The organism is Streptomyces sp. NPDC048142, assembly GCF_043202835.1.
GTDB lineage: Bacteria > Actinomycetota > Actinomycetes > Streptomycetales > Streptomycetaceae > Streptomyces.
Genome location: NZ_JBIDBC010000001.1, coordinates 276,787 through 294,218, shown reverse-complemented (window position 1 = coordinate 294,218; position 17,432 = coordinate 276,787). Strand labels below are relative to the sequence as shown.

Here is a 17,432-nt window from a genome sequence, read left to right as displayed (position 1 = left end):
GACCGGAGTGGCTCTTCGGCGGATCGGATGGGGGCGTCCTCAGAAGTCGATGGAGTACTTCGGGGGACGGCGCAGGGTCACCGCAGCGGCACGCAGGTCCTTCTCGTCGTCGGGCGACCTGTCGTCCTCGTCACGGAGGTCGGTGAGCGTGAAGACACCATCCGGGAGCAGGTGGCCGTCCTCGGACGGGACGGCGTCGCGCATGCGGAACTGCAGCCCGGTGCCGGTGTCCCAGTCGTTGATGGTCTGCAGGCTGTCGCTGTTGAACAGATCGACACGACCGTCGAAGACGTCGGTTTCGCCGTTCTTCCAGGTGATGTGCGCCTCGATCCGCGAGCTGGCGTGCTCGCTGCGCTTGATGTTCAGGTCACCGATCACCTCAGCGAACGACTCGCCCAGGCGCAGCTCGAAGGCGATCGCCCGCAGGTGGTCGAAGTTGATGTCGTACTTCCGGGAGAAGTCGACGATCTCGGCCACCTGCTTCTCGGCCACTCCGAGCACCTGGTCGCGCAGGTAGGTGGCGACCGTGTCGGGCTCGGGGTAGGCGAAGCGCATGTGGTAGTGGAAGCGGCCGGGGCGGTTGAGCATGTAGTCGTTGACACGGTGCAGCTCATTGACCGACAGGACGTAGAGGCGCTTCGTCGTGCTCAGCCCGTCGAACAGGCTCAAGAACTGGTTCTGCGACTCGTCGTCCTCGTTGGAGAAGATCTTCTCGAACTCGTCGAAGACGACGACGACTTCGCCCAGCTCGTCGAGGAAGGCGGCCAGCCCCGGCGTGTTGTGCTGCACGAGCACGGTGGGCAGGTGGTGCTCCTCGCGCATCCGCTCGGCAAGCAGGCGGAGCATGAGGCTCTTGCCCATGCCCTTGTCGCCGGAGAGGATGACGCCGAGCGAGCGGTCCATGGCGGAGTAGCCGGTCACTATCCGCTGTACACGGGAGGCGTGGTTGCCGTAGACGGTCTCTTCTGCGGATGCCAGCGGCTCCGTCTGGCGCAGGCTGTAGCCGGCCATCTGGGAGAAGGAGATCGTGTAGGTGGCCACGGGCAGATCGGCGAAAGTCTGCACGGAGTCCCCGTAGAGGCGGAACTCCCCACCGGAGGCGACGATCGTGGATGCGGGCATGGAGATTTCTCGCTTTCGCAGGGGTATGCGGGTGGTGGCGGCGCAGCGGCACTCAGCGGATCGAAAACACACTGCTGTCCGGGCGGTAGACGCCCTCGTCCTCGTTGAGCATGGACTTGGTGAGGGTGACGGTCGCTGGCATCAGGAGTGTTGCGACAAGCGCGACCAAGCGCTGCTCGTCGGCGAGCACGATCTTGGGGATGTGGCCTGGCGAGGTGAAGAAGTGCTCGGCGCGCTCGATGCGGCTGGCTGTACGCGCCATGCGGTCGGGGAAGCGCTCGGCGACCGTCTGGCCGGGTCCGTACTCGGTGATAACCGAGTAAAGCGTCTTGGGGGCCGCGCTCTTCTTCGCGGTGGCGCTCACATAGAGCTGGACGCCTCACTCGCGGCAGAGCTTGGTGAGGGCGTTGACGACCTCGTCCAGGGTGGCGCAGAGCTCCTGGAGGTTACTCTGCCGCTGTGCGATGTAGGCGTGGTGGAGATCGCGGATCCGGGCGGCCCTGGTGGCCGTGAGGATGCCGACGCACATGCACCGGCCTAAGAGGCACGAAGAACGGCAAAACCCGGTCAGCGGCGCTCGTCTTCGTAGTTACGGCGGGCGCGGTCCAGCAGCGCGTCGGCGTCACGGTGTTCATCAGGCAGGTGCTCGGCCAGGTGGAGCAGATCGGTGATCGGATCGGGGATCGAGACATGCTTGTGGGCGGCGGCATACCGCTCCCACGCAGGACGTGCGCCGTCGGAGTGCGTGGAGATCATTGGGTCGCCTAGGGAGTGCCGCACCCGGCGGGACACGCTACGTGGTTGGGACAGTTACAGTCGGGAGTGAACTCGTTGTCGGAGCAGCCGCAGTGCTCGCACCGTTCCTCGTTGTTTTCGGGGTGATCCATCGCATCGATTCCCGGGCACTCTGCAGCACCCTTTGGGGCGGCCCTGAGGCCGACCTGGTTGGTTAGATGACCCTTGGCGGGGCCGGGGCGAGGTATGGGGGTCTTCTGGGGGTTGGAGTCGGCTGGGGTGGGGCGACGGGGAGGGGCACGGGACGACGAAACCCCGGCCAAAACCGGGGTTCTCGGCGACAGCGGTGGCGTCAGAAGTCGCCGTCGGCGACCTGAAGGACTGTCAGCCCAATGGCCCGCCACGCCTGGACGACCTGAGTGCGGTCGTCGAGTACGCAGGTGACGTTGTAGGCGTCGCGTACGTGGGCGTCGAAGAGCTCGACCTTCACGATCGAGTCCTTGCGGGAGTCGCCGGTGGGCCGCATGAAGAGGCCGTCGTACGGGACGCCGACGTGCTCGTTCAGCCATGCCTCGGTGGCGGTCCGGCAGCTGTCGGTGCGGCCAGAGAGGAACACGATGCGCTGGCCTGCCGCGTGCAGGGCCCGTACGACGCTGATCACCGGGGCGTTGGGGAGGTCCTGGTGCACCCGTGCTTCGTCGAAGGGGCTGCGGCCGTCCATCAGGGCGACGGTCCCGTCGATGTCCACCAGGACTGCCTTGGCGCTGTCGGGCTTCGGCTCGTACTGCAGTCCCACCGGAGCGGCCGCGCGGGTTTCCTCCGGCAGGGGAAGCGGCGACGGCTTCCCCGCCAGGAAGCGCTGGTGCAGGCTGCGGATGGTGTCCTCGCCGACGGACGCCTCACGCGCCGCGTCGCGCTCCAGGCACGTCTCCAGCGGCACGTGGGTGAAGTCGTGCACCTGGAGCTCGGCGCCAGCGCGGTCAGCGAGGCGGGTCAGGTCCCGGGCAACGCGCTGCGGCAGGTTGGTGTCGTCGCAGACCACGTCGTAGCCCTGCCGGAGCAGCTTGAGGATCGTCGCGTCGCGGACTGCCATCACACGCTTCTCGGTGACGCCCTTGATGTGCTCGCTGGAGTCGAGCATGGCGCGCAGGTCGTCCCGGTTGACGCGCACCCGGCCCGCACGGTTCTCGGCGGTCCAGGTGCGCGCCCACGTGGTCTTGCCGCTGGCGGGTAGGCCGCGGGTGAAGTGCAGTGTGGGCATCAGGAGTTGTCCTCGGTGGTGTTGACGGGCCGGACGTCGGCCTCGGGCCGCAGGGTGTGGAAGATCCGGGCCGACGGGTCGCGGTCGTCCAGGAGCATGAACAGCCAGGCGCGCATCGACGAGCGGCTGGCGGGCAGGGCGTAGTCCTTGCGCGTCCATCCCTCCGGCAGGCCGTCGAGGATGCGCTGGTGCTCGGAGCGGGCATCGGCGAGGATCGCGTCGCGCTGTGCGGTCAGGTCTGCCGCGACGTCCTTGACCCAGTCGTGGAACTCGTCGGGCAGCGCCTCGCAGATCTCGGCCACGGTGTCACCCGCGCCGAGCCGCTCCCAGACCGCACGGGCGTTGAGCCCGGTGATGATCCGGTGCAGTGCCACGTAGTCGTCCTGCTTGATCTTGATCATGGTGTGGTCACGGCCGGGGACGCGCAGCACGAAGCCCTCGGCGCCGGGGCGCGGTGCAGCGGCCAGGGCGTCGGCGAGCGTGTTGAACTCGAAGGTGTCGGCGCGGGGGCCGTCCCACGGCAGCTCGTCGGCGGGCAGCGGGGTGCCGGTGGCCACATCGACGCCGCCGAGCAGCACCAGGTCGTCCAAGGTGCCGTAGTCGCAGACGATCCGGTTCTCCGGGAAGATGATCTCGAAGAGGTAGGTGACGCCGGGCTTGATCGACGCGGTGTCGGCGTAGCGCTCCTGCCAGATCTTCGTGGCGTGCAGAGCCTGGTCGGAGGCGAACGAGCCCCGGGTCGCGATCGCATAGCCGCCGTCGGGCAGCGGGTAGAGGATGCCGAGCGAGCCGTCCAGCTTGTCGGTCACCACGACCTTGTCGTCCAGGCTGAAGGTGCCCTCGGGGTACTCGGAGTAGTTGAAGAACTTCGCGTACGGCCGGGCGAGGATCCGTCCCTGGCGGTCGATGACCAGCCCGCGGCACTGCCGGGTGACCTCGTTCCACTCGCGCTCGAACACGGCCTTCTCCGCGTAGTTGAAGATACGCAGTGGCAGGGTGGGGTGGGTCTGCTCGCGGACGTAGCCGGCGTCGAGACTGTGCGCGAGAAGAGCGGGGTCGAGCAGGTCGCCTATGTGGAAATGCATTGCCTCTCCTGAGATGGGGCGGAATGACCGATCATGCACTGCGTCGGAGCTTGGCGCCTGCGGATTTCTCGGGGCTGCAGCGCCGCCATCTGTCGGGCACGGGGGCTTCCGGCCGTCGTGCCGAACGGCTATCGCAGCCAGCGCAGCCGCTGCTCGGGCTACTCGTAGTGGTCGTGGAACATGATCCGGTCCTGGTGGCAGATGATCAGGTCGTAGGTGGCCAGCGGGCCGGGGTCGAGCTCGTCGGAGTCGCCTGTGTACCAAGCGCGGGCATGGCGTGCTCCTTCGGGCTGCGTCATTCAGGGGTGTGAAGTGTGGAAGACCGCAGGGGCGGGTGTTCTCGACGAGCGAGACACTCGCCCCTGCGGCATGGAGTGGTGGCGGCGGTTGGTCAGACGGCCGCGGTGACCGCGGAGCGGTCGTCGGCGCTGCCGGGAGCAGCGCTGTGGTTGCCGTCCAGGAGGTCTGGATCGATGCCGAGGGCGCGAGCGGCGTTCCTCTTGTCGCGCTCGGTCAGGGCCGTCACGATCTGCTCGTAACTGCTCTGGATTGGAGGGTTCTTCACGGTGCCGTAGCCGAGTACGTACTGGCTGTTCATGGCACGGGTGAAGGCGACGTAGAACATCCGCTTGGTGTCTTGGGTCATCTTCGTGTCCTCCTTGTAGAGGACGACCGCGTTGTCGAATTCGAGACCCTTGGCACCGTGGATCGTCGACACGATCAGGTCGGCCTTGGACTCGAGGTTCTTCCGCTTGCGCTCCTGGTTCTTCTGCTTGTTGATGTTCAGCTTCTGCTGGTTACGCTGGATCTCGCAGGAGAGTAGGTTGTCGCGCAGCCGATCGAAGAACGCCTTGTTCGTGAGCGCGCCCTGGTGGCAGAGCGTGACCCAACCGTTGATGGTCGCGCTGTTCTCGATCCACCACTCGGAGATCGTACGCAGGATCGCCTTCTCAACGTTGACGTTGGCAGCGTTTTTCGTCAGCTTGTCCATGTTGTCCTTGATCCCCTGGGAGACCACGAACGCGGCGTTGGCCGGCGGTGCCTGCAGGACGTCGTTCCAGAAGAACTTGATGTACTTCGAGAAGATGTCCGTGGCGTAGACGCGGTCGCTTACCAGAGAGGCGATGCGGCGGCCCGGGTAGCGCTTTTCGAGCACATCCTGGATCAAGGACACCTCGCGGCGCGAGTAGGCCAGGAAGGCCACCTGCTCGCCCCGGTCCAGGCACTTGTCCACGTAGTCGGGGATGACCGTGTTGCGCACGATCGCCTGCAGGTCCTGGGTGACGAACCCAGTGAGTCTGGCTACCTCGCGGTACTCCAGGGTGACCTTCACCTGGAACGAGTCTGCCGTAGGCATTGCGAGCGAGTTCGCCTGCAGCTGGATGTTGGCGAACTGGTTGGTCTCCAGCCCGCCGAGCACAACGTTCGCGAAGTCCAGAATCTCCTGGTTGCTCCGGTAGTTCGTCGTGAGCTTGAAGGTCGCGAAGACCCCCGAGCCCTCCAGCGTGTTGAGCGCGCGCGGGTTCGCCGAGCGGAACTCGTACAGCGTCTGCGAGGCATCGCCGACGATGAACAGGGACTGAGCGTGCTTGGTGATGTACTTCAGCACGTAGATGAACTCGAACACGCTGTTGTCCTGGACCTCGTCGATGATGAGGTACTTCGACTGCACGTGGGCCGGCTCGGCCATGTCGTCGATCTTCTGGTAGCAGATGATGATCTGCAGCTCCAGCGACGTCTGCTCGATGCGGTCGAGCAGGTCGATCACCTCTTCGAAGTGGCTCTCGACGAAGGTGTTCAGGGCCGTGAAGGCACCGGTCCTGTTCTGGTCGACCTCCAGCAGGCGGTGGCGGAACGTCGCCGCGAACTGGCTGTTCGGGTAGAAGATGTCGATCGAGTTGATGATCGTGTCGATGGCCGAGACTTTGTGCCGCGGGTGGTTCATCGAGTAGATGTCAATGATCATCTTGGCGATCGTCATCGAGCCGACGTCCGGGTTCTTCTCCGTGATGTTGTCGGCCGCGGCGTTGGTGAAGGACAGCACCGTGATGTCCGAGGCGGGGACCCCACAGGCTTCGAGGTACTTGATGCGCTCGAGGATCACGGTCGACTTGCCGGTTCCGGCTCCCGCTTGCGTCATCACCAGCGGCTCGTGCGTGGTGAGCGCGTCGAGCTGCTGCTTGGACAGGTGGGCCGGCAGTGCCGGAGGCGTGGCTGGCTGCGCGGGTACGACCAGCTGAGCCTTCATCTGCTCCAGGTGGTCGAGCGTGTGGTTCATCAACAGGCTGAGGTTCTGCTTCGACAGCGTCGTGGCGATCCGGTCGGAGAAGGTCGCATCGATCTGCTTGTGGATCTGGCGGTATGCCTCCAGCGGGACGTTGTAGTTCTCCAGGTAGCGCAGCTGGATGGCAAGCATGTTCAGCTGCTGCTCCGTCGGCCCCACGGGCATGTCCTGGATGTAGCGGCAGACCTCGTCGGCGATCGTCTCAGAGTCCCAGATCTGGGCCAGGCGCGTGATGCGCTCGTAGATCGAGTACTGGCGCATCCACTCCTCGAACTCATCGTCGAGGTTGGAGGCAGTCAGGCCGGCGGATGTGAGCCCGTCCTGGACGTAGTCGCGAGCGTTCTCCAGCGGGCTGGTGTCCCACTGCAGGAAGACGGCGGCGTCGTGGTTGCAGTAGCCGACCGAGCGCGAGACTGCGGTCACGCACTCGGGCTCGGGGAGGCCCTTCTTGAAGAAGTACAGCTCCATCCGGTACTGGACGACGAGGTCGCGCGTGGACTTGCCGCCGGACTTGTCCTCGTAGAACACGAGCGCCTGCGGGGTCATGTCGAAGGCGACGTCCCAGTCGTCGAATCGGCTGGACGAGGTGTCGAGAGTAAAGCGGTAGTCGACGTGCGGGCTCGGCAGGGTGAAGGACCCGCCTGCATTCAGAGAGCGGCGCGTGATCGGTGCGAGCGGGATCGATGTCGTGGTGATGTCGTGCTGCGTCGAGCTCTGCTTGACCTCGATATCGGTGGCCATGGCGTAGGCGGTGTTGGTGGCAGTGTTGATCGGCAGCAGGGACTCGTTGAGCAGGCCGATCTTCTTGCCGTTGCCGGTGAGCTTCGAGGAGAAGAACTTCGGGTCGACGGCCTTCTGAGCAACGGCATTGGCCGAGAGGTCGAGGTCATCAAGCAGGACAGGCACGTCGTTGCCTTTCTTCGGTGGATCGAGAGGCGGATTGAGAGAGAGCGCAAATCACAACGCGCAGCAATTCCGACAGAAGTGAATAGTCAGTCGCATGCTCGAAGGCGAGCGAAAAGCGCAGCGACAGGGCTGGGTCCTGGGCGCAGTTACGAAAACGGGCGGGGCTCTCGTCAGCCGACGAGCCCCGCCCGTTTTCCTCTCAACCCACCCGTCAGGGGCCGTCAGGCCCCTGAATCCGGGGTATGTGGCGAAGCCACGCCCCGGACACCGCGCGCTACCCAGACGCGCGGTCGTTCATCAGCAGCAGCTCGTCTCGCTTCGAGGTCGAGTCCGAGCGCCGGTCGGGACCATCGACGGCAGCATTGCCGGCATCGAGATCCCAGGGACAGGCCGTGACGAGGGATCCTGCGGGATCTACCTCGATCAGACCAAGCATGAGGCCCAGTTCGCGGAGTTCATCGGTGCTCCGGACATGGGTGGTGAGGTTCGCTCGGGCCGCGGCGGAGAGCTCGATGGCTCGCTTTCGATGCTCTCGGAGCAGAGGTTCGGGGAGCATGGCGGACATGGCTGTCCCTCTTTCTGAGCGATGAGGGCGTGGGGGTGAGGTACGCCGAGGGTTCCTGTTCCGGAACATCCGGAACAGGAACCCTCGGTGTGATGCGGACGGCTGCTCAGTCGTCCGACGGGGATGTAGAGGATGTGCCACCGGTCTGGGCAGCGAGCAGGTGGTCCTCGATCCAGGTGCGAACGGCCTTGCGTGCCGGCCGTGCCCCCTGGGAGTCCACGTAGGTGGCCTCTTCGATGGCGTTCAGTTCGTCGTGGGGCAGCGCCGCGGGCAGCGCCTGGGCCAGCCGCGGCTTGGCCTCGGCGATCCGCTCTCGCTGTCGCTCGTAGTCGGCGGTCATGATCTGCTGGTAGATCTGCCGGTCGATGGGGTTGAACCCCACAATGAGTGAGAACCGACCCAGCAGCTCGGCGTCGAAGAACTGCGCCAGTGCCTTGTTGAGGCTCTGGTTCGAGATGGTCCTGGGGTTGTTGCCGAAGCCGACCATCTTGCCGTCGAGCGATTCACGGGCGGCGTTGGTCGTGCAGATGACCAGGGCCTTGGAGAAGTCCAGCATCTTGCCGCGGGCGTTGCGGATGTGGCCTTCGTCGAACGCCGAGAGGAACAGGCGCTGCACGGCCTCGTCGGCCTTCTCGAACTCGTCGAGAAGGATCACCCGGTGGGGGTTGGACTCCAGCGTGTCGAACGGGAGCTCCTGGTTGGAGTCCGATCCGATATAGCCGGGGGGTGCGCCGATGATCCTCGACGTCGACGATGCGCTGTGGTATTCGGTCATGTTGAGGATGATCGGCTCACTGCCGGTCATCTCCTCGGCGATGATCTTGGCCGCCTCAGTCTTGCCCACTCCGGAGGCCCCGGCGAACAGCCATGTCGTGGGCGTCCTCGTCGGGAACAGGTCGAGTTCTTCGCGGGCCAGACGGTCCGTGAGCTTGGCGAGTACATCGTCCTGGCCCTGCAGGCGGCTGGTGAGCGTGGTGCTCAGCGCGGCGACGTCGAGGTCTTTACGTTGGGCGTTTCCGGTCATCAGGCGCTTGGCCACATCGAGCACACGGGTGCTCGTCAGCGGCACGTGCGGCATGGATCGCAAGGTCTGCGCGAGTGACGTGTCGCCGTCGATGTCGGCCTGGACGATGAGCTTCTTCTGCTCCAGGACCCGATCGGCCATCGCGCGGTCGAGCAGGGTGATGGCGTTGTCGGGCCGGTGCTGGCCAGCCCGGGAGTTCGCTTCGGCGATCTGTACCACCGAGGCCAGGACGTCGTCGGAGACCCTGATCTGGTGACGGTAGTGCGCCATCAGGCCGGGACGGACCGTGGCCATCACGGCCAGGGTCTGCTCCACGCTGAGCTCGTCGACGATGAGCCGGGTGAAGCGGCGGGCGAAGGCCGGGTCCTCGTCGAAGGCCCGGGACTCGGTGCTGGTGGTCGCACCGATGACGGACATGTCGCCGCGGGCCAGGGCCGGCTTGAGGATCTGCGAGATCTTGCGTCCGGTGGCGTCGCCGTGGCTGCCGGTCCCTCCGGTGATCTGGTGGATCTCGTCCATGAATAGGATGGCCTTGTTCGCGGGGTTGGAGGCGAACTCGACGATCGCCTTGACCTTCTCCTCCAGCGAGCCGACGATGCCCGTCCCGGCGATGATGTTGGCGATGGGCAGCTCGTAGATCGTGTGGTCCTTGAGCTGGTCGGGAATGAGGGTGTCGCCGAGCGCGATGCGCCGTGCGATGTCCTCAACGATCTTCGTCTTGCCGACGCCGGCGGAACCGACCAGCAGGGTGTTGGGCTTGGTCTTGCTGATGATGACCGAGAGGACCTGCCCGATGAGCGTGTCACGGAACATGGTCGGATCGGCGTTCTTGAACTTCTCGTTGTAGTCGACGAGGAGCTCCTTGACGTCATCGGCGCTGCCACCGCTGGACGGCAGTCCCCCGGCCAGGAACTGCGGAGGGAAGCTGCCGCCACCGCCGTTGTCCTTGTCGTCGTCGGAGCCGCCGGGTGTGAAGTTGCTGAGACCCACCGGGTCCTCCTTCGGTGCGGGTCGCTCGGCGTGGTGGCGCGCTCGGTGGATGCGCCACGGTGTCCCGAGCAGGAACATGAATGAGCGAGTGAGAGGGAAGTCAGGTGTCGTCAGAAGCGGCACTGCCGTCGACGGATTTCGAGGAGCGGCTTGGCCGGCTGACCTCGATGTCGTCCGGCACGCTGGTGGGCACAGGTCTGGTGAGTCCGCCGGCAACCATTTCGAAAGCGGCGACCGCTCTGCGAAGCGCAGCGACGATCTCCGCGGCGATGTCGGCGGGGCTCCCGAGTCCTCCCGCATCCTGACCGGGGAGGTCACGCACCGGCCAGACCGTGGGCCGCGCGCCGTCCGGACGAGTGGCAGGAATGGCGACAAGGACGGTGTCGATGGCCGTCCCGGCCCGGGCGAACGCCCGGGCCGGGAGTGCTTCGACGCGACCACCGCGCTGCTCCACGAGCTTTCGGAAGGCCATCGTGCCGTCGGTCTGTTCAGTGACGGTCCACGACATGACCGACACCAGGAGCCCGTTCGGCTTCAGGAACCGTAGGACGTGGACAACATGGGCCATGTCGGTGCCACGGGTGAACGGCGGGTTCATCAGCACCCGGTGGAAGCGGGGTTCGACCGGGACCGTGAGGAAGTCGGCGACCAGTACCCGGCGTGCCACATGCGTGTCGGACAGGGCAGTGGCGTATCCGGGGTCCTGTTCGATGCAGTCCACGATCGCGCCGCGGGCGGCTGCTGCTGTGGCTATGGCGCCGGATCCGGCGGACGGCTCCAGCACCGTCATGCCGGGCTCAAGGGCGGCCAGGGCGATGAGCCGGTCGACAACGGGTGCGGGTGTGGGGAAGTACTGAGCGAGGGTGCGTTTCTCCCTCGGGGTCACGACTTCACCGGTGGCGAGCACTGGGGCGAGCACCTCGGCGGCAGGGACGGGGAAGAGGTGGGCACCCTCGGACTTCGTCCACCGGCCGCCGACCGCTTCGAGGACCTCGTTGACACGCTGGTACAGGGTGGGTGGCAAGCGGGGGCCGACGAGCGTCAGACGATGGCCATCAGCCTCGGTACGGCCGGACAGGACCGCGAGCACATCCGCGGAGATCCGCATCGGAGGTACCTCCACAGTGCGGTTGCTCGCCGTGAGGGGCGAGGGGGGCTTTTTGAATCGACAAGAGCGGTGCCGGTCAACGGAGTTGCTCACACGGCACCGCTCGTGGTGGTTCTGGGAAGGCTCTGGGTCAGACGACCATGCCGAGCAGCTTCTGCCGGATACTCGGGTCGATGTGCTGCATCGAGTCGGCGTAGCGCTTGGCGAGGTCCACCATGGTCGGCCAGTCCATGGCGGAGCACGGCGCGTAGTACAGGTTCTTCGGGTGGTCCTGGCGCTGGCGCGGCGGCGACCACGCGAAGTCGGTGATCATGAGCGAGAGCCTGCGCTGGCGCACCCGGCTGGCGTTGATGTATTGCCAGATCTGCATGAACTCGGTTCCGCCCGTGACCTTCGGGATCCTGCGGAACTCCCTCCAGATCTGAGCCGTCGACTTGTTCGCCGTGCGCAGCATCACCTCCTGGGACAGGAAGTCGCTGAACGAGTTGAAGTACAGGTTGATGTTGAGCTTCTTGGCGATCGCGATGAGCATCATGACCGCCTCCTGGTAGTTCTCCTCGGAGATCGAACCCGAGGTGTCGATGTAGATGTGCAGGTCGGGCATGTACTGCACCGAGGTGGACCTGCCGGGCTTGTTGAAGTCATCCGGGTTGCGGCGGTTGGCCTTGAGGAAGGTCGCCTTCGTCGTACGGAAGATGTTCTGCGACTTGTTGACCTTGCCCATCCGGCGCAGCACACGGGTGATGTCCTGGAACAGGTCCAGCTTGCTCGGCGGCTGCTTGCGGAACGCCACCTGGGCGCTGCGGCCGCCGGGCTGGCCCGCTTGCTGCTTGGCTCCCAGAGCGGCGGCCCTGGCGGCGGCCCGTGGCAGCGACGTGAGCCTGGACAGCGACGTGTTCGAGACGACCTTCACCGGCGACGCCAGAGACTGGTTGATGAGGTTCCACTCCCCCGTGATCTTCGCCGCGGTGGCCCGGGCGTGGGCCTCGACGTTGACCAGGACGAGGGAGCGAGGGCAGAACAGCTCCCCAATCGTGAACGGCAGGACGCCGGCGTCCAGGGTGGTGTTCTGCCGGCTGGCCTGCGCCCGCTGCTGCTCGGCGTAGTTCATGAGCATGTGCACGAGTACGCGGGCGAAGGAGCGCTCGTCGTTGGCGTCGGAGTCGTCCTTGCGCACCAGCAGGGACTCGGTGAGCCCCTTCAGGGACAGGGATGTGAAGTCGTTGAGCAGCTTGGTGGTGGCCGGCGGCAGTGCGCTGGCCATCGCCTGAGTCTGCTGGGACAACCAGGTCTTGAAGCCGTCGAAGGCACCGGAGGACTGGAACCAGAACCCGAGGGTGTCGGGGTGGAAGGTGTAGGCGACGGAGGCGAAGAATGCGCTCTCCTCGCCGGTCCCCGCCAGCAGGGCCTTCGCGGCCGGCAGGACATCGGCCTGCGCGGTGTAGAGCACCCGCGGGGACGGTGCGGGCATCTTGTTCTGCTGCCCGGCCTGGACGGCGAAGAGCTCGGCGACCGGCAGCGGTGTGACCTGGTCGAAGTTGATCAGGGTCTGCCCGAGCAGCTCCTTGACCGTCTGCTCGCTGGCCACGTTCAGCGTATCGCCGAGGCAGCTCATGAACAGATCCGGGATGTCCCCCGTCAGATCAGCACCCTGGGAATCGGTGATGCTCGCCGGGGCGTTGGGGTTCAACGGCTCCAGCAGCGGGTCGATGAGAGCCTGCCGGATCGCCGGCATCGGGTCGTAGTCACCGGTGCACGAGATCGTGTGCAGTGCGTCGAGTACAGCCGGCTTCTGGTTCGTGACGGTGATCGTCATGGGTCGTGCTCTCCTTCTGAGGGCAAGGCGGCACCCTGGCGCCGCCGGTGGTGGGGACGTGCGGCGAGGACGGCAGTCCGCGGCGGCCCCCACCACCGGTGATCGATCGATCAGAGGAAGGCCGAGAGGACCGGCTTGGCCTGGTTGACGATCGGAGCATCGGTCTCCATGAAGGCCTCCAGGTTCTGACGGTCGATCTGCTGGCTGGTCACCAACTCGATGAGCGTGCGCACGTGCTCCGGCTCGATCTGGGTCATGGTCTGGGCCAGCTGCTCGATTAGGCGCCCGTTGTCCTTGCTCTCCTTGAGCGCGTACAGCAGCGACCCGGACTTCTCGTTGTCGGTCAGCGTCGCGATGACCGCGGTCATGTCGGTCACGGTCGCTGCAGCCTTCAGGCCCTGGTAGCAATTCGGCTTCGGAACGTTCACCCAGCGCTGCTGCCCGCCCCCGGCGTTGCTCGCCAGGTCCTGGGCGATGGTGCCCACGAGCTGCGTGGTGAACGTGGTGTCCCCCACGAAGGCCTCGATGGCCTCGTTCAGCAGCGTGGTCTCGCGGTCGCCGATCTGGACCTGAGTCGCCAGGTACTGCGCCAGCTGCTGCGGGTCGGCCGCGTTGAGCCACTTCGACAGGTAGTCGATGGTGCGCGGCGTGGTGAGCTGGTTCATCTCCTCGCCGCCGTCGAACAGCTCGGCCATCGTGACGTTGCCGTTGTCGTCGTCGTCCTGGCCGTCGGCGACGATGGCTGCGGGCGTCGACTTCTGGAAGATGAGCCCGGGGTACTGGGTGAGCACTGCCTTCACCCAGGGGTTGATGTTGTCGCCGAGGACGGACATGAGGGTGCTGGCGTCGGGCTCGACGTGGAAGATCGCGAAGCGGGACAGGCTTGCCTCGTCGAGCGAGGTGACGTTGCCCTTGTCGTTGCCGGCCACGATGATGCGGACATTCTTGGGCAGCTCGACGTACCCCATGCGGCGCAGCGTGACCAGGGTCAGCGCACCGGAGGTGACGTCGGAGGTCGTGCGGTTGATCTCGTCGAGGAAGAGGAGCGGCCACTCACGCGGGTTCTGCTCGGCGTAGTCGATGCACTCCTGGATGACCTGGTGCGGGTAGAAGACCTGCTTGTAGCTCTGCGTGCCGTCGTCCTTGGTGTACGGCACCAGGCGCGCACCGGTGAGGTCGGCCTTGTCGGCGAGCTGGTTGCACGGCAGCGTGAAGGCCTGCGTGCCCATGGAGTAGGCCAGGGCCTCCACGAAGCTGGACTTGCCGATGCCGGGTTCGCCCATGAGAGCGGGCGTCGCGCCGACCTCAAGGGACTGCTTGATGAGCGTCGTCAGGGTGTCGTTGAACTTCATGTCAATGTCTTTCCTGTGCGTGGGCGAGGAAGAGAGAGAAGAGATGTCGGAGGACGGCGCTGCAGCCTCGGCGTCGCCGAGGCTGCATAGGCCGTGAACGGTCCTGTGGCGCGGGCCACGCCGTCGGTGCCCGGCTGAGACCTGCACTCCCGCCATGGGTGGCGATGGAGTCCCGCTGCACATCGCCACCCGATCGCGCTCCGCGCGATCCAGCGCTGTCCCCACCTATGCTCGGCCCCGCTACAGCACCCGTCGCCCACCCCACCCGCTGCCGGAAGCAGAAGATGAACCAGGAGCAGAAGCAGCAGCAGGAACAGGCACAGAGCGTCAGTTGGTCGACGAGGAACGTGCCTCGCGGTCGGCCACGAGCGCAGCCGCCCGGTCGAGGAGGAAGAGCCGGCCGTTGCGCCGCTCGCTGTGCTTGGGGCGCGCAGGGATGACGTCGAGCGCCGCCTTGTAGAGCAACCACGCGGTGTCGCCCGTCGAGTACTCGACGCCGAGGGCGCTGTAGGCGCGCAGTTGCGTCCGCATCCAGCCGTAGAGCGAGGCGAGAACCGAGAACTCCCAGCGGGACATGTCGTGGTTGAAGTCGCCGGGATCCCGGAGCTGATGGCGTGCACTGGCCAGGGTCTGCTCGACGATCGCCTGCGAGTACGGGATGTCAGGCATGTCCTCGGCGGTGTCGACAGCTGATGCTGAAGCACCGGAACTCTCGCTGGCGTTCACGGCCAGCTGCGCGTAGAGGTCCTCTATGGAGGCGAAGGCCGGCGCGCTAGTTGCTGCGTTGACGTGAGCGACGATGCGATCGGGCACCGGCTGACGGGTGAAGGTCGACCAGTGGTCCAGGAGCAGCTCGTACCAGCCGTGTTCCTCACGCAGGACGCGCTTGCCGGCGGCTACGGGGAAGTCGTGGAAGTTCTTCGGCAGCGCCATGACGAGATGGAAGCCCTGGCCGGACATCGACAGCTCCGAGTAGAGGATGCCCGGCAGCCGCAGCAGGTCTGTGGCCACACCTGGCGGGCAGTCGGCCTCGATGTCGAGGACGAGTAGCCCGTCAGTCTGGGCTTGGAGGTAGAAGGCGGTGTTCGCGGCGTTCGGTATCGCCGCGGTGAGTTCGTCGAGAGTGAGCAGGCAGGTCTCGTCCAGGGCGAAGGCTCCGCGTAGTGGGCCGGCGTGCTTGCAGCTGGACATGCAGCCGTCGAGCAGGTGCCGTACGTCGATCGGGGCCTTGCGCTTCGGTGGCTTGGTGGGATCGCCGGGGGTCTCTTCTCCGATCTGTCCGGAGATGGTCCACCGACAGGCACTGGCGAGAGTGCGGATCGCGGGGTTGCCGTAGAACTGCGGGAACCAGGCATGAGGGTCGGCTGGAGTCATCGTGGGACGCACGCTCTCGATCAGGGAAGTCAGGAGGAGAAGAGAAAGACAGGACCCCCGTACTGCACGGATGCGAGTACGGGGGTCTCATCGATGGTCAGCGTGGATCAGCCCTGGTAGGTAATCCCCGCCTGCTGGGCCGGGCCGGAGCCGTTCCAGAGGCCGGTAGCCCCGGGCGAGCCCACGGCCGAACCGGCGTCCTTGAGGGAGGCATTCTCGGCCTCAAGACGCGCGAGCTTCTGCTCCAGGGTCTCCTGCTGGGCAGGAGCCGGAGCGGCGACAGGAGCGGGAGCAACGGCGACGGTCGCCGGGGCGGTCTGAACCGGAGACTGCGCGGCCAGGGCCACAGGTGCGGACGCCGGCTGCGGGGCCGGGAAGGACAGGCCGTCCTCCACCTCGGTCGCCACCGGGACGGCGGCGGCAGGGGCAGCACTGGCAGGAGCGGCCTGGACCGGGCGAGGCGTGCCGTTGAGCACGATGCCACGCGCAGCCAATACAGCCTGGTCGACGCCGAAGGCGTTGTAGTAGCGAGGCGCCTCGTGGACGATCACCTGGTCGAGGGCCAGGCCGCGGTTGTTGAAGTCCTTCGGCTTGTAGACACGCAGCACGAGCGTGACGTCGAGGCCCTGCGCGAGCTCCCGGCCGGTTTCGTCCTGGTCGTAGGTGCCGTCACCGGCCGCGGACGGAATCGCGATGATCGGCAGGTTTGAACCCTTGGAGTCGATCGAGTAGTTGGGGCCGGTCTCCGGTCGCAACGTGGAGTTGTAGCGGCGCTCGGAGACGAACTGCTCCTCGATGGTGGGGTTGTTCGGGTCGGCGAACTGGACTTCGGCGTTGGTGATCGTCGCGGTGGTGTGCGGCCTGCCGACGGGGCTCATCCCGTTCTTCACCTTGCGCTGGTCGCTGGCGGCGAGTTCCTCCCCCTGGATGACGCGGGCGAGCACGGCGAAGGCGAGCTGCCCGCGGATGAAGACGCTGGTGTTCTCGGTGAGCTTACTGGCGGAAACGGTGTAGTTGGCCATGGTGGTGCGGTTCCTTCGTTCGGTCTGACGGTCGGCGGTTCAGGGGCTCAGGGGTTCATTGGCGTCCTATCGGACAGGATCCTGACTGCCATCAAATCCCTTATTCTATCAACTTCGATTCGGCTATGAGTAGAATGTTGATGTCGGACAGAATGGATGCGCGCGCTATTCGCAGAGGAGTTGGGGCAGGGATGACGGCTACGATTCAGAGGCCAGTGGGGACGGCGTTGCAGCCGTCGGCGCAGACGAGAGCAGCTGGCGGGAGTCACGCCGGCCCGATGGGCTTCGGCAACGGACCCGTCATCGCCGCCAGCGTCATGGTGGGCGGAGCGGCTCTCTTCGCCGGATGGGGCCTGATGCAGCTCGCGACGTCCGACGGCGGCTTCATCCAGGCGCTGCAGGGCAATCACGCCCCGGTCGAGGCACTGGGGGATCCCGGCGAGAAGAACGCCGGAGGCGGCAGCGCCCAGCAACCGAGCGAGGGCGGCTCGGGGAAGCAGGACGAGAGCGGGGCGAGTCAGGATCCGACGCCCGGTCGCGGCGACGAGGACAAGCCCAACGGATCAGGTGCACCGACCGAGGCAATGCCCGCGCCGAAGGCGAAGCCCTACACCATCAAGCCGGGCGACACGCTCACGGCGGTGTCGGGGAGGACGGGGGTGCCGATCGGCATTCTGGTCGAGACGAACAAGATCCAGAATCCGGATCTCATCTACGCGGGGGCTTCGCTGCTCATCCCGCCGGTGTGACGCCCCAGCACGGTGGGACTGCCGGGTACCGAGCCTGAT

General features: G+C 66.0%; 16 protein-coding genes. 1 reads left to right on the top strand and 15 read right to left on the bottom strand.

Going from position 1 to position 17,432, the window contains the following annotated elements:
• Positions 1-39: 39 nt before the first annotated feature.
• From ACGF2Y_RS01505 to ACGF2Y_RS01435, 15 genes are all read right to left on the bottom strand, one after another.
• Positions 40-1,122: an AAA family ATPase gene (locus tag ACGF2Y_RS01505; RefSeq protein WP_392942167.1), complete on the bottom strand. Its 1,083-nt coding sequence runs from the start codon at positions 1,120-1,122 to the stop codon at positions 40-42.
• A 52-nt stretch (positions 1,123-1,174) separates the two neighbouring features.
• Positions 1,175-1,486: a hypothetical protein gene (locus tag ACGF2Y_RS01500; RefSeq protein WP_392942164.1), complete on the bottom strand. Its 312-nt coding sequence runs from the start codon at positions 1,484-1,486 to the stop codon at positions 1,175-1,177.
• 15 nt (positions 1,487-1,501) lie between these two features.
• Complete coding sequence (locus ACGF2Y_RS01495) at positions 1,502-1,651, bottom strand: hypothetical protein (RefSeq protein ID WP_392942161.1); 150 nt, start codon at positions 1,649-1,651, stop codon at positions 1,502-1,504.
• Positions 1,652-1,689: 38 nt separating this feature from the next.
• Positions 1,690-1,878, bottom strand: coding sequence for a hypothetical protein (locus tag ACGF2Y_RS01490; protein ID WP_392942158.1), 189 nt, complete (start codon positions 1,876-1,878; stop codon positions 1,690-1,692).
• 331 nt (positions 1,879-2,209) lie between these two features.
• Positions 2,210-3,118 (bottom strand): AAA family ATPase, encoded by a 909-nt coding sequence (locus ACGF2Y_RS01485; RefSeq protein WP_392942155.1) that lies wholly within the window; start codon positions 3,116-3,118, stop codon positions 2,210-2,212.
• Positions 3,118-4,203 carry an RNA ligase gene (locus ACGF2Y_RS01480; protein WP_392942152.1) on the bottom strand — a complete coding sequence of 362 codons (1,086 nt, stop codon included), beginning with the start codon at positions 4,201-4,203 and terminating at the stop codon, positions 3,118-3,120. The genes ACGF2Y_RS01485 and ACGF2Y_RS01480 overlap by 1 nt, the downstream gene beginning before the upstream one ends.
• A 158-nt stretch (positions 4,204-4,361) precedes the next feature.
• A complete protein-coding gene (locus ACGF2Y_RS01475; protein WP_392942149.1) occupies positions 4,362-4,502 on the bottom strand; it encodes a hypothetical protein in 141 nt (46 codons plus the stop codon).
• Between the two features lie 92 nt (positions 4,503-4,594).
• Entirely contained in the window at positions 4,595-7,393 is a 2,799-nt protein-coding gene (locus ACGF2Y_RS01470) for a UvrD-helicase domain-containing protein (RefSeq protein ID WP_392942146.1), read from the bottom strand.
• A gap of 274 nt (positions 7,394-7,667) precedes the next feature.
• Positions 7,668-7,958, bottom strand: a complete 291-nt coding sequence (locus tag ACGF2Y_RS01465) for a hypothetical protein (protein ID WP_392942144.1) — start codon at positions 7,956-7,958, stop codon at positions 7,668-7,670.
• Between the two features lie 106 nt (positions 7,959-8,064).
• Positions 8,065-9,972, bottom strand: a complete 1,908-nt coding sequence (locus ACGF2Y_RS01460; RefSeq protein ID WP_392942141.1) for an AAA family ATPase — start codon at positions 9,970-9,972, stop codon at positions 8,065-8,067.
• A 100-nt stretch (positions 9,973-10,072) separates the two neighbouring features.
• Positions 10,073-11,080 (bottom strand): class I SAM-dependent methyltransferase, encoded by a 1,008-nt coding sequence (locus ACGF2Y_RS01455; protein WP_392942139.1) that lies wholly within the window; start codon positions 11,078-11,080, stop codon positions 10,073-10,075.
• Between the two features lie 130 nt (positions 11,081-11,210).
• Positions 11,211-12,896, bottom strand: coding sequence for a hypothetical protein (locus tag ACGF2Y_RS01450; protein WP_392942136.1), 1,686 nt, complete (start codon positions 12,894-12,896; stop codon positions 11,211-11,213).
• 110 nt (positions 12,897-13,006) lie between these two features.
• Positions 13,007-14,248, bottom strand: coding sequence for an AAA family ATPase (locus tag ACGF2Y_RS01445; protein ID WP_392942133.1), 1,242 nt, complete (start codon positions 14,246-14,248; stop codon positions 13,007-13,009).
• A gap of 327 nt (positions 14,249-14,575) precedes the next feature.
• Positions 14,576-15,622 (bottom strand): hypothetical protein, encoded by a 1,047-nt coding sequence (locus tag ACGF2Y_RS01440; RefSeq protein ID WP_392942131.1) that lies wholly within the window; start codon positions 15,620-15,622, stop codon positions 14,576-14,578.
• A gap of 107 nt (positions 15,623-15,729) precedes the next feature.
• Positions 15,730-16,644 carry a hypothetical protein gene (locus ACGF2Y_RS01435; protein WP_392942129.1) on the bottom strand — a complete coding sequence of 305 codons (915 nt, stop codon included), beginning with the start codon at positions 16,642-16,644 and terminating at the stop codon, positions 15,730-15,732.
• A gap of 278 nt (positions 16,645-16,922) precedes the next feature.
• Here ACGF2Y_RS01435 and ACGF2Y_RS01430 point away from each other — a divergent pair, with 278 nt between their 5' ends.
• Positions 16,923-17,393, top strand: a complete 471-nt coding sequence (locus tag ACGF2Y_RS01430; protein WP_392942127.1) for a LysM peptidoglycan-binding domain-containing protein — start codon at positions 16,923-16,925, stop codon at positions 17,391-17,393.
• Positions 17,394-17,432 lie beyond the last annotated feature (39 nt).

Coding starts and splice junctions, on each gene's coding strand:
- ACGF2Y_RS01505 (WP_392942167.1), bottom strand. CDS start 1,122: ATGCCCGCATCCACGATCGTCGCCTCCGGTGGGGAGTTCCGCCTCTAC.
- ACGF2Y_RS01495 (WP_392942161.1), bottom strand. CDS start 1,651: ATGTGCGTCGGCATCCTCACGGCCACCAGGGCCGCCCGGATCCGCGAT.
- ACGF2Y_RS01490 (WP_392942158.1), bottom strand. CDS start 1,878: ATGATCTCCACGCACTCCGACGGCGCACGTCCTGCGTGGGAGCGGTAT.
- ACGF2Y_RS01485 (WP_392942155.1), bottom strand. CDS start 3,118: ATGCCCACACTGCACTTCACCCGCGGCCTACCCGCCAGCGGCAAGACC.
- ACGF2Y_RS01480 (WP_392942152.1), bottom strand. CDS start 4,203: ATGCATTTCCACATAGGCGACCTGCTCGACCCCGCTCTTCTCGCGCAC.
- ACGF2Y_RS01475 (WP_392942149.1), bottom strand. CDS start 4,502: ATGACGCAGCCCGAAGGAGCACGCCATGCCCGCGCTTGGTACACAGGC.
- ACGF2Y_RS01465 (WP_392942144.1), bottom strand. CDS start 7,958: ATGTCCGCCATGCTCCCCGAACCTCTGCTCCGAGAGCATCGAAAGCGA.
- ACGF2Y_RS01455 (WP_392942139.1), bottom strand. CDS start 11,080: ATGCGGATCTCCGCGGATGTGCTCGCGGTCCTGTCCGGCCGTACCGAG.
- ACGF2Y_RS01450 (WP_392942136.1), bottom strand. CDS start 12,896: ATGACGATCACCGTCACGAACCAGAAGCCGGCTGTACTCGACGCACTG.
- ACGF2Y_RS01445 (WP_392942133.1), bottom strand. CDS start 14,248: ATGAAGTTCAACGACACCCTGACGACGCTCATCAAGCAGTCCCTTGAG.
- ACGF2Y_RS01440 (WP_392942131.1), bottom strand. CDS start 15,622: ATGACTCCAGCCGACCCTCATGCCTGGTTCCCGCAGTTCTACGGCAAC.
- ACGF2Y_RS01435 (WP_392942129.1), bottom strand. CDS start 16,644: ATGGCCAACTACACCGTTTCCGCCAGTAAGCTCACCGAGAACACCAGC.
- ACGF2Y_RS01430 (WP_392942127.1), top strand. CDS start 16,923: ATGGGCTTCGGCAACGGACCCGTCATCGCCGCCAGCGTCATGGTGGGC.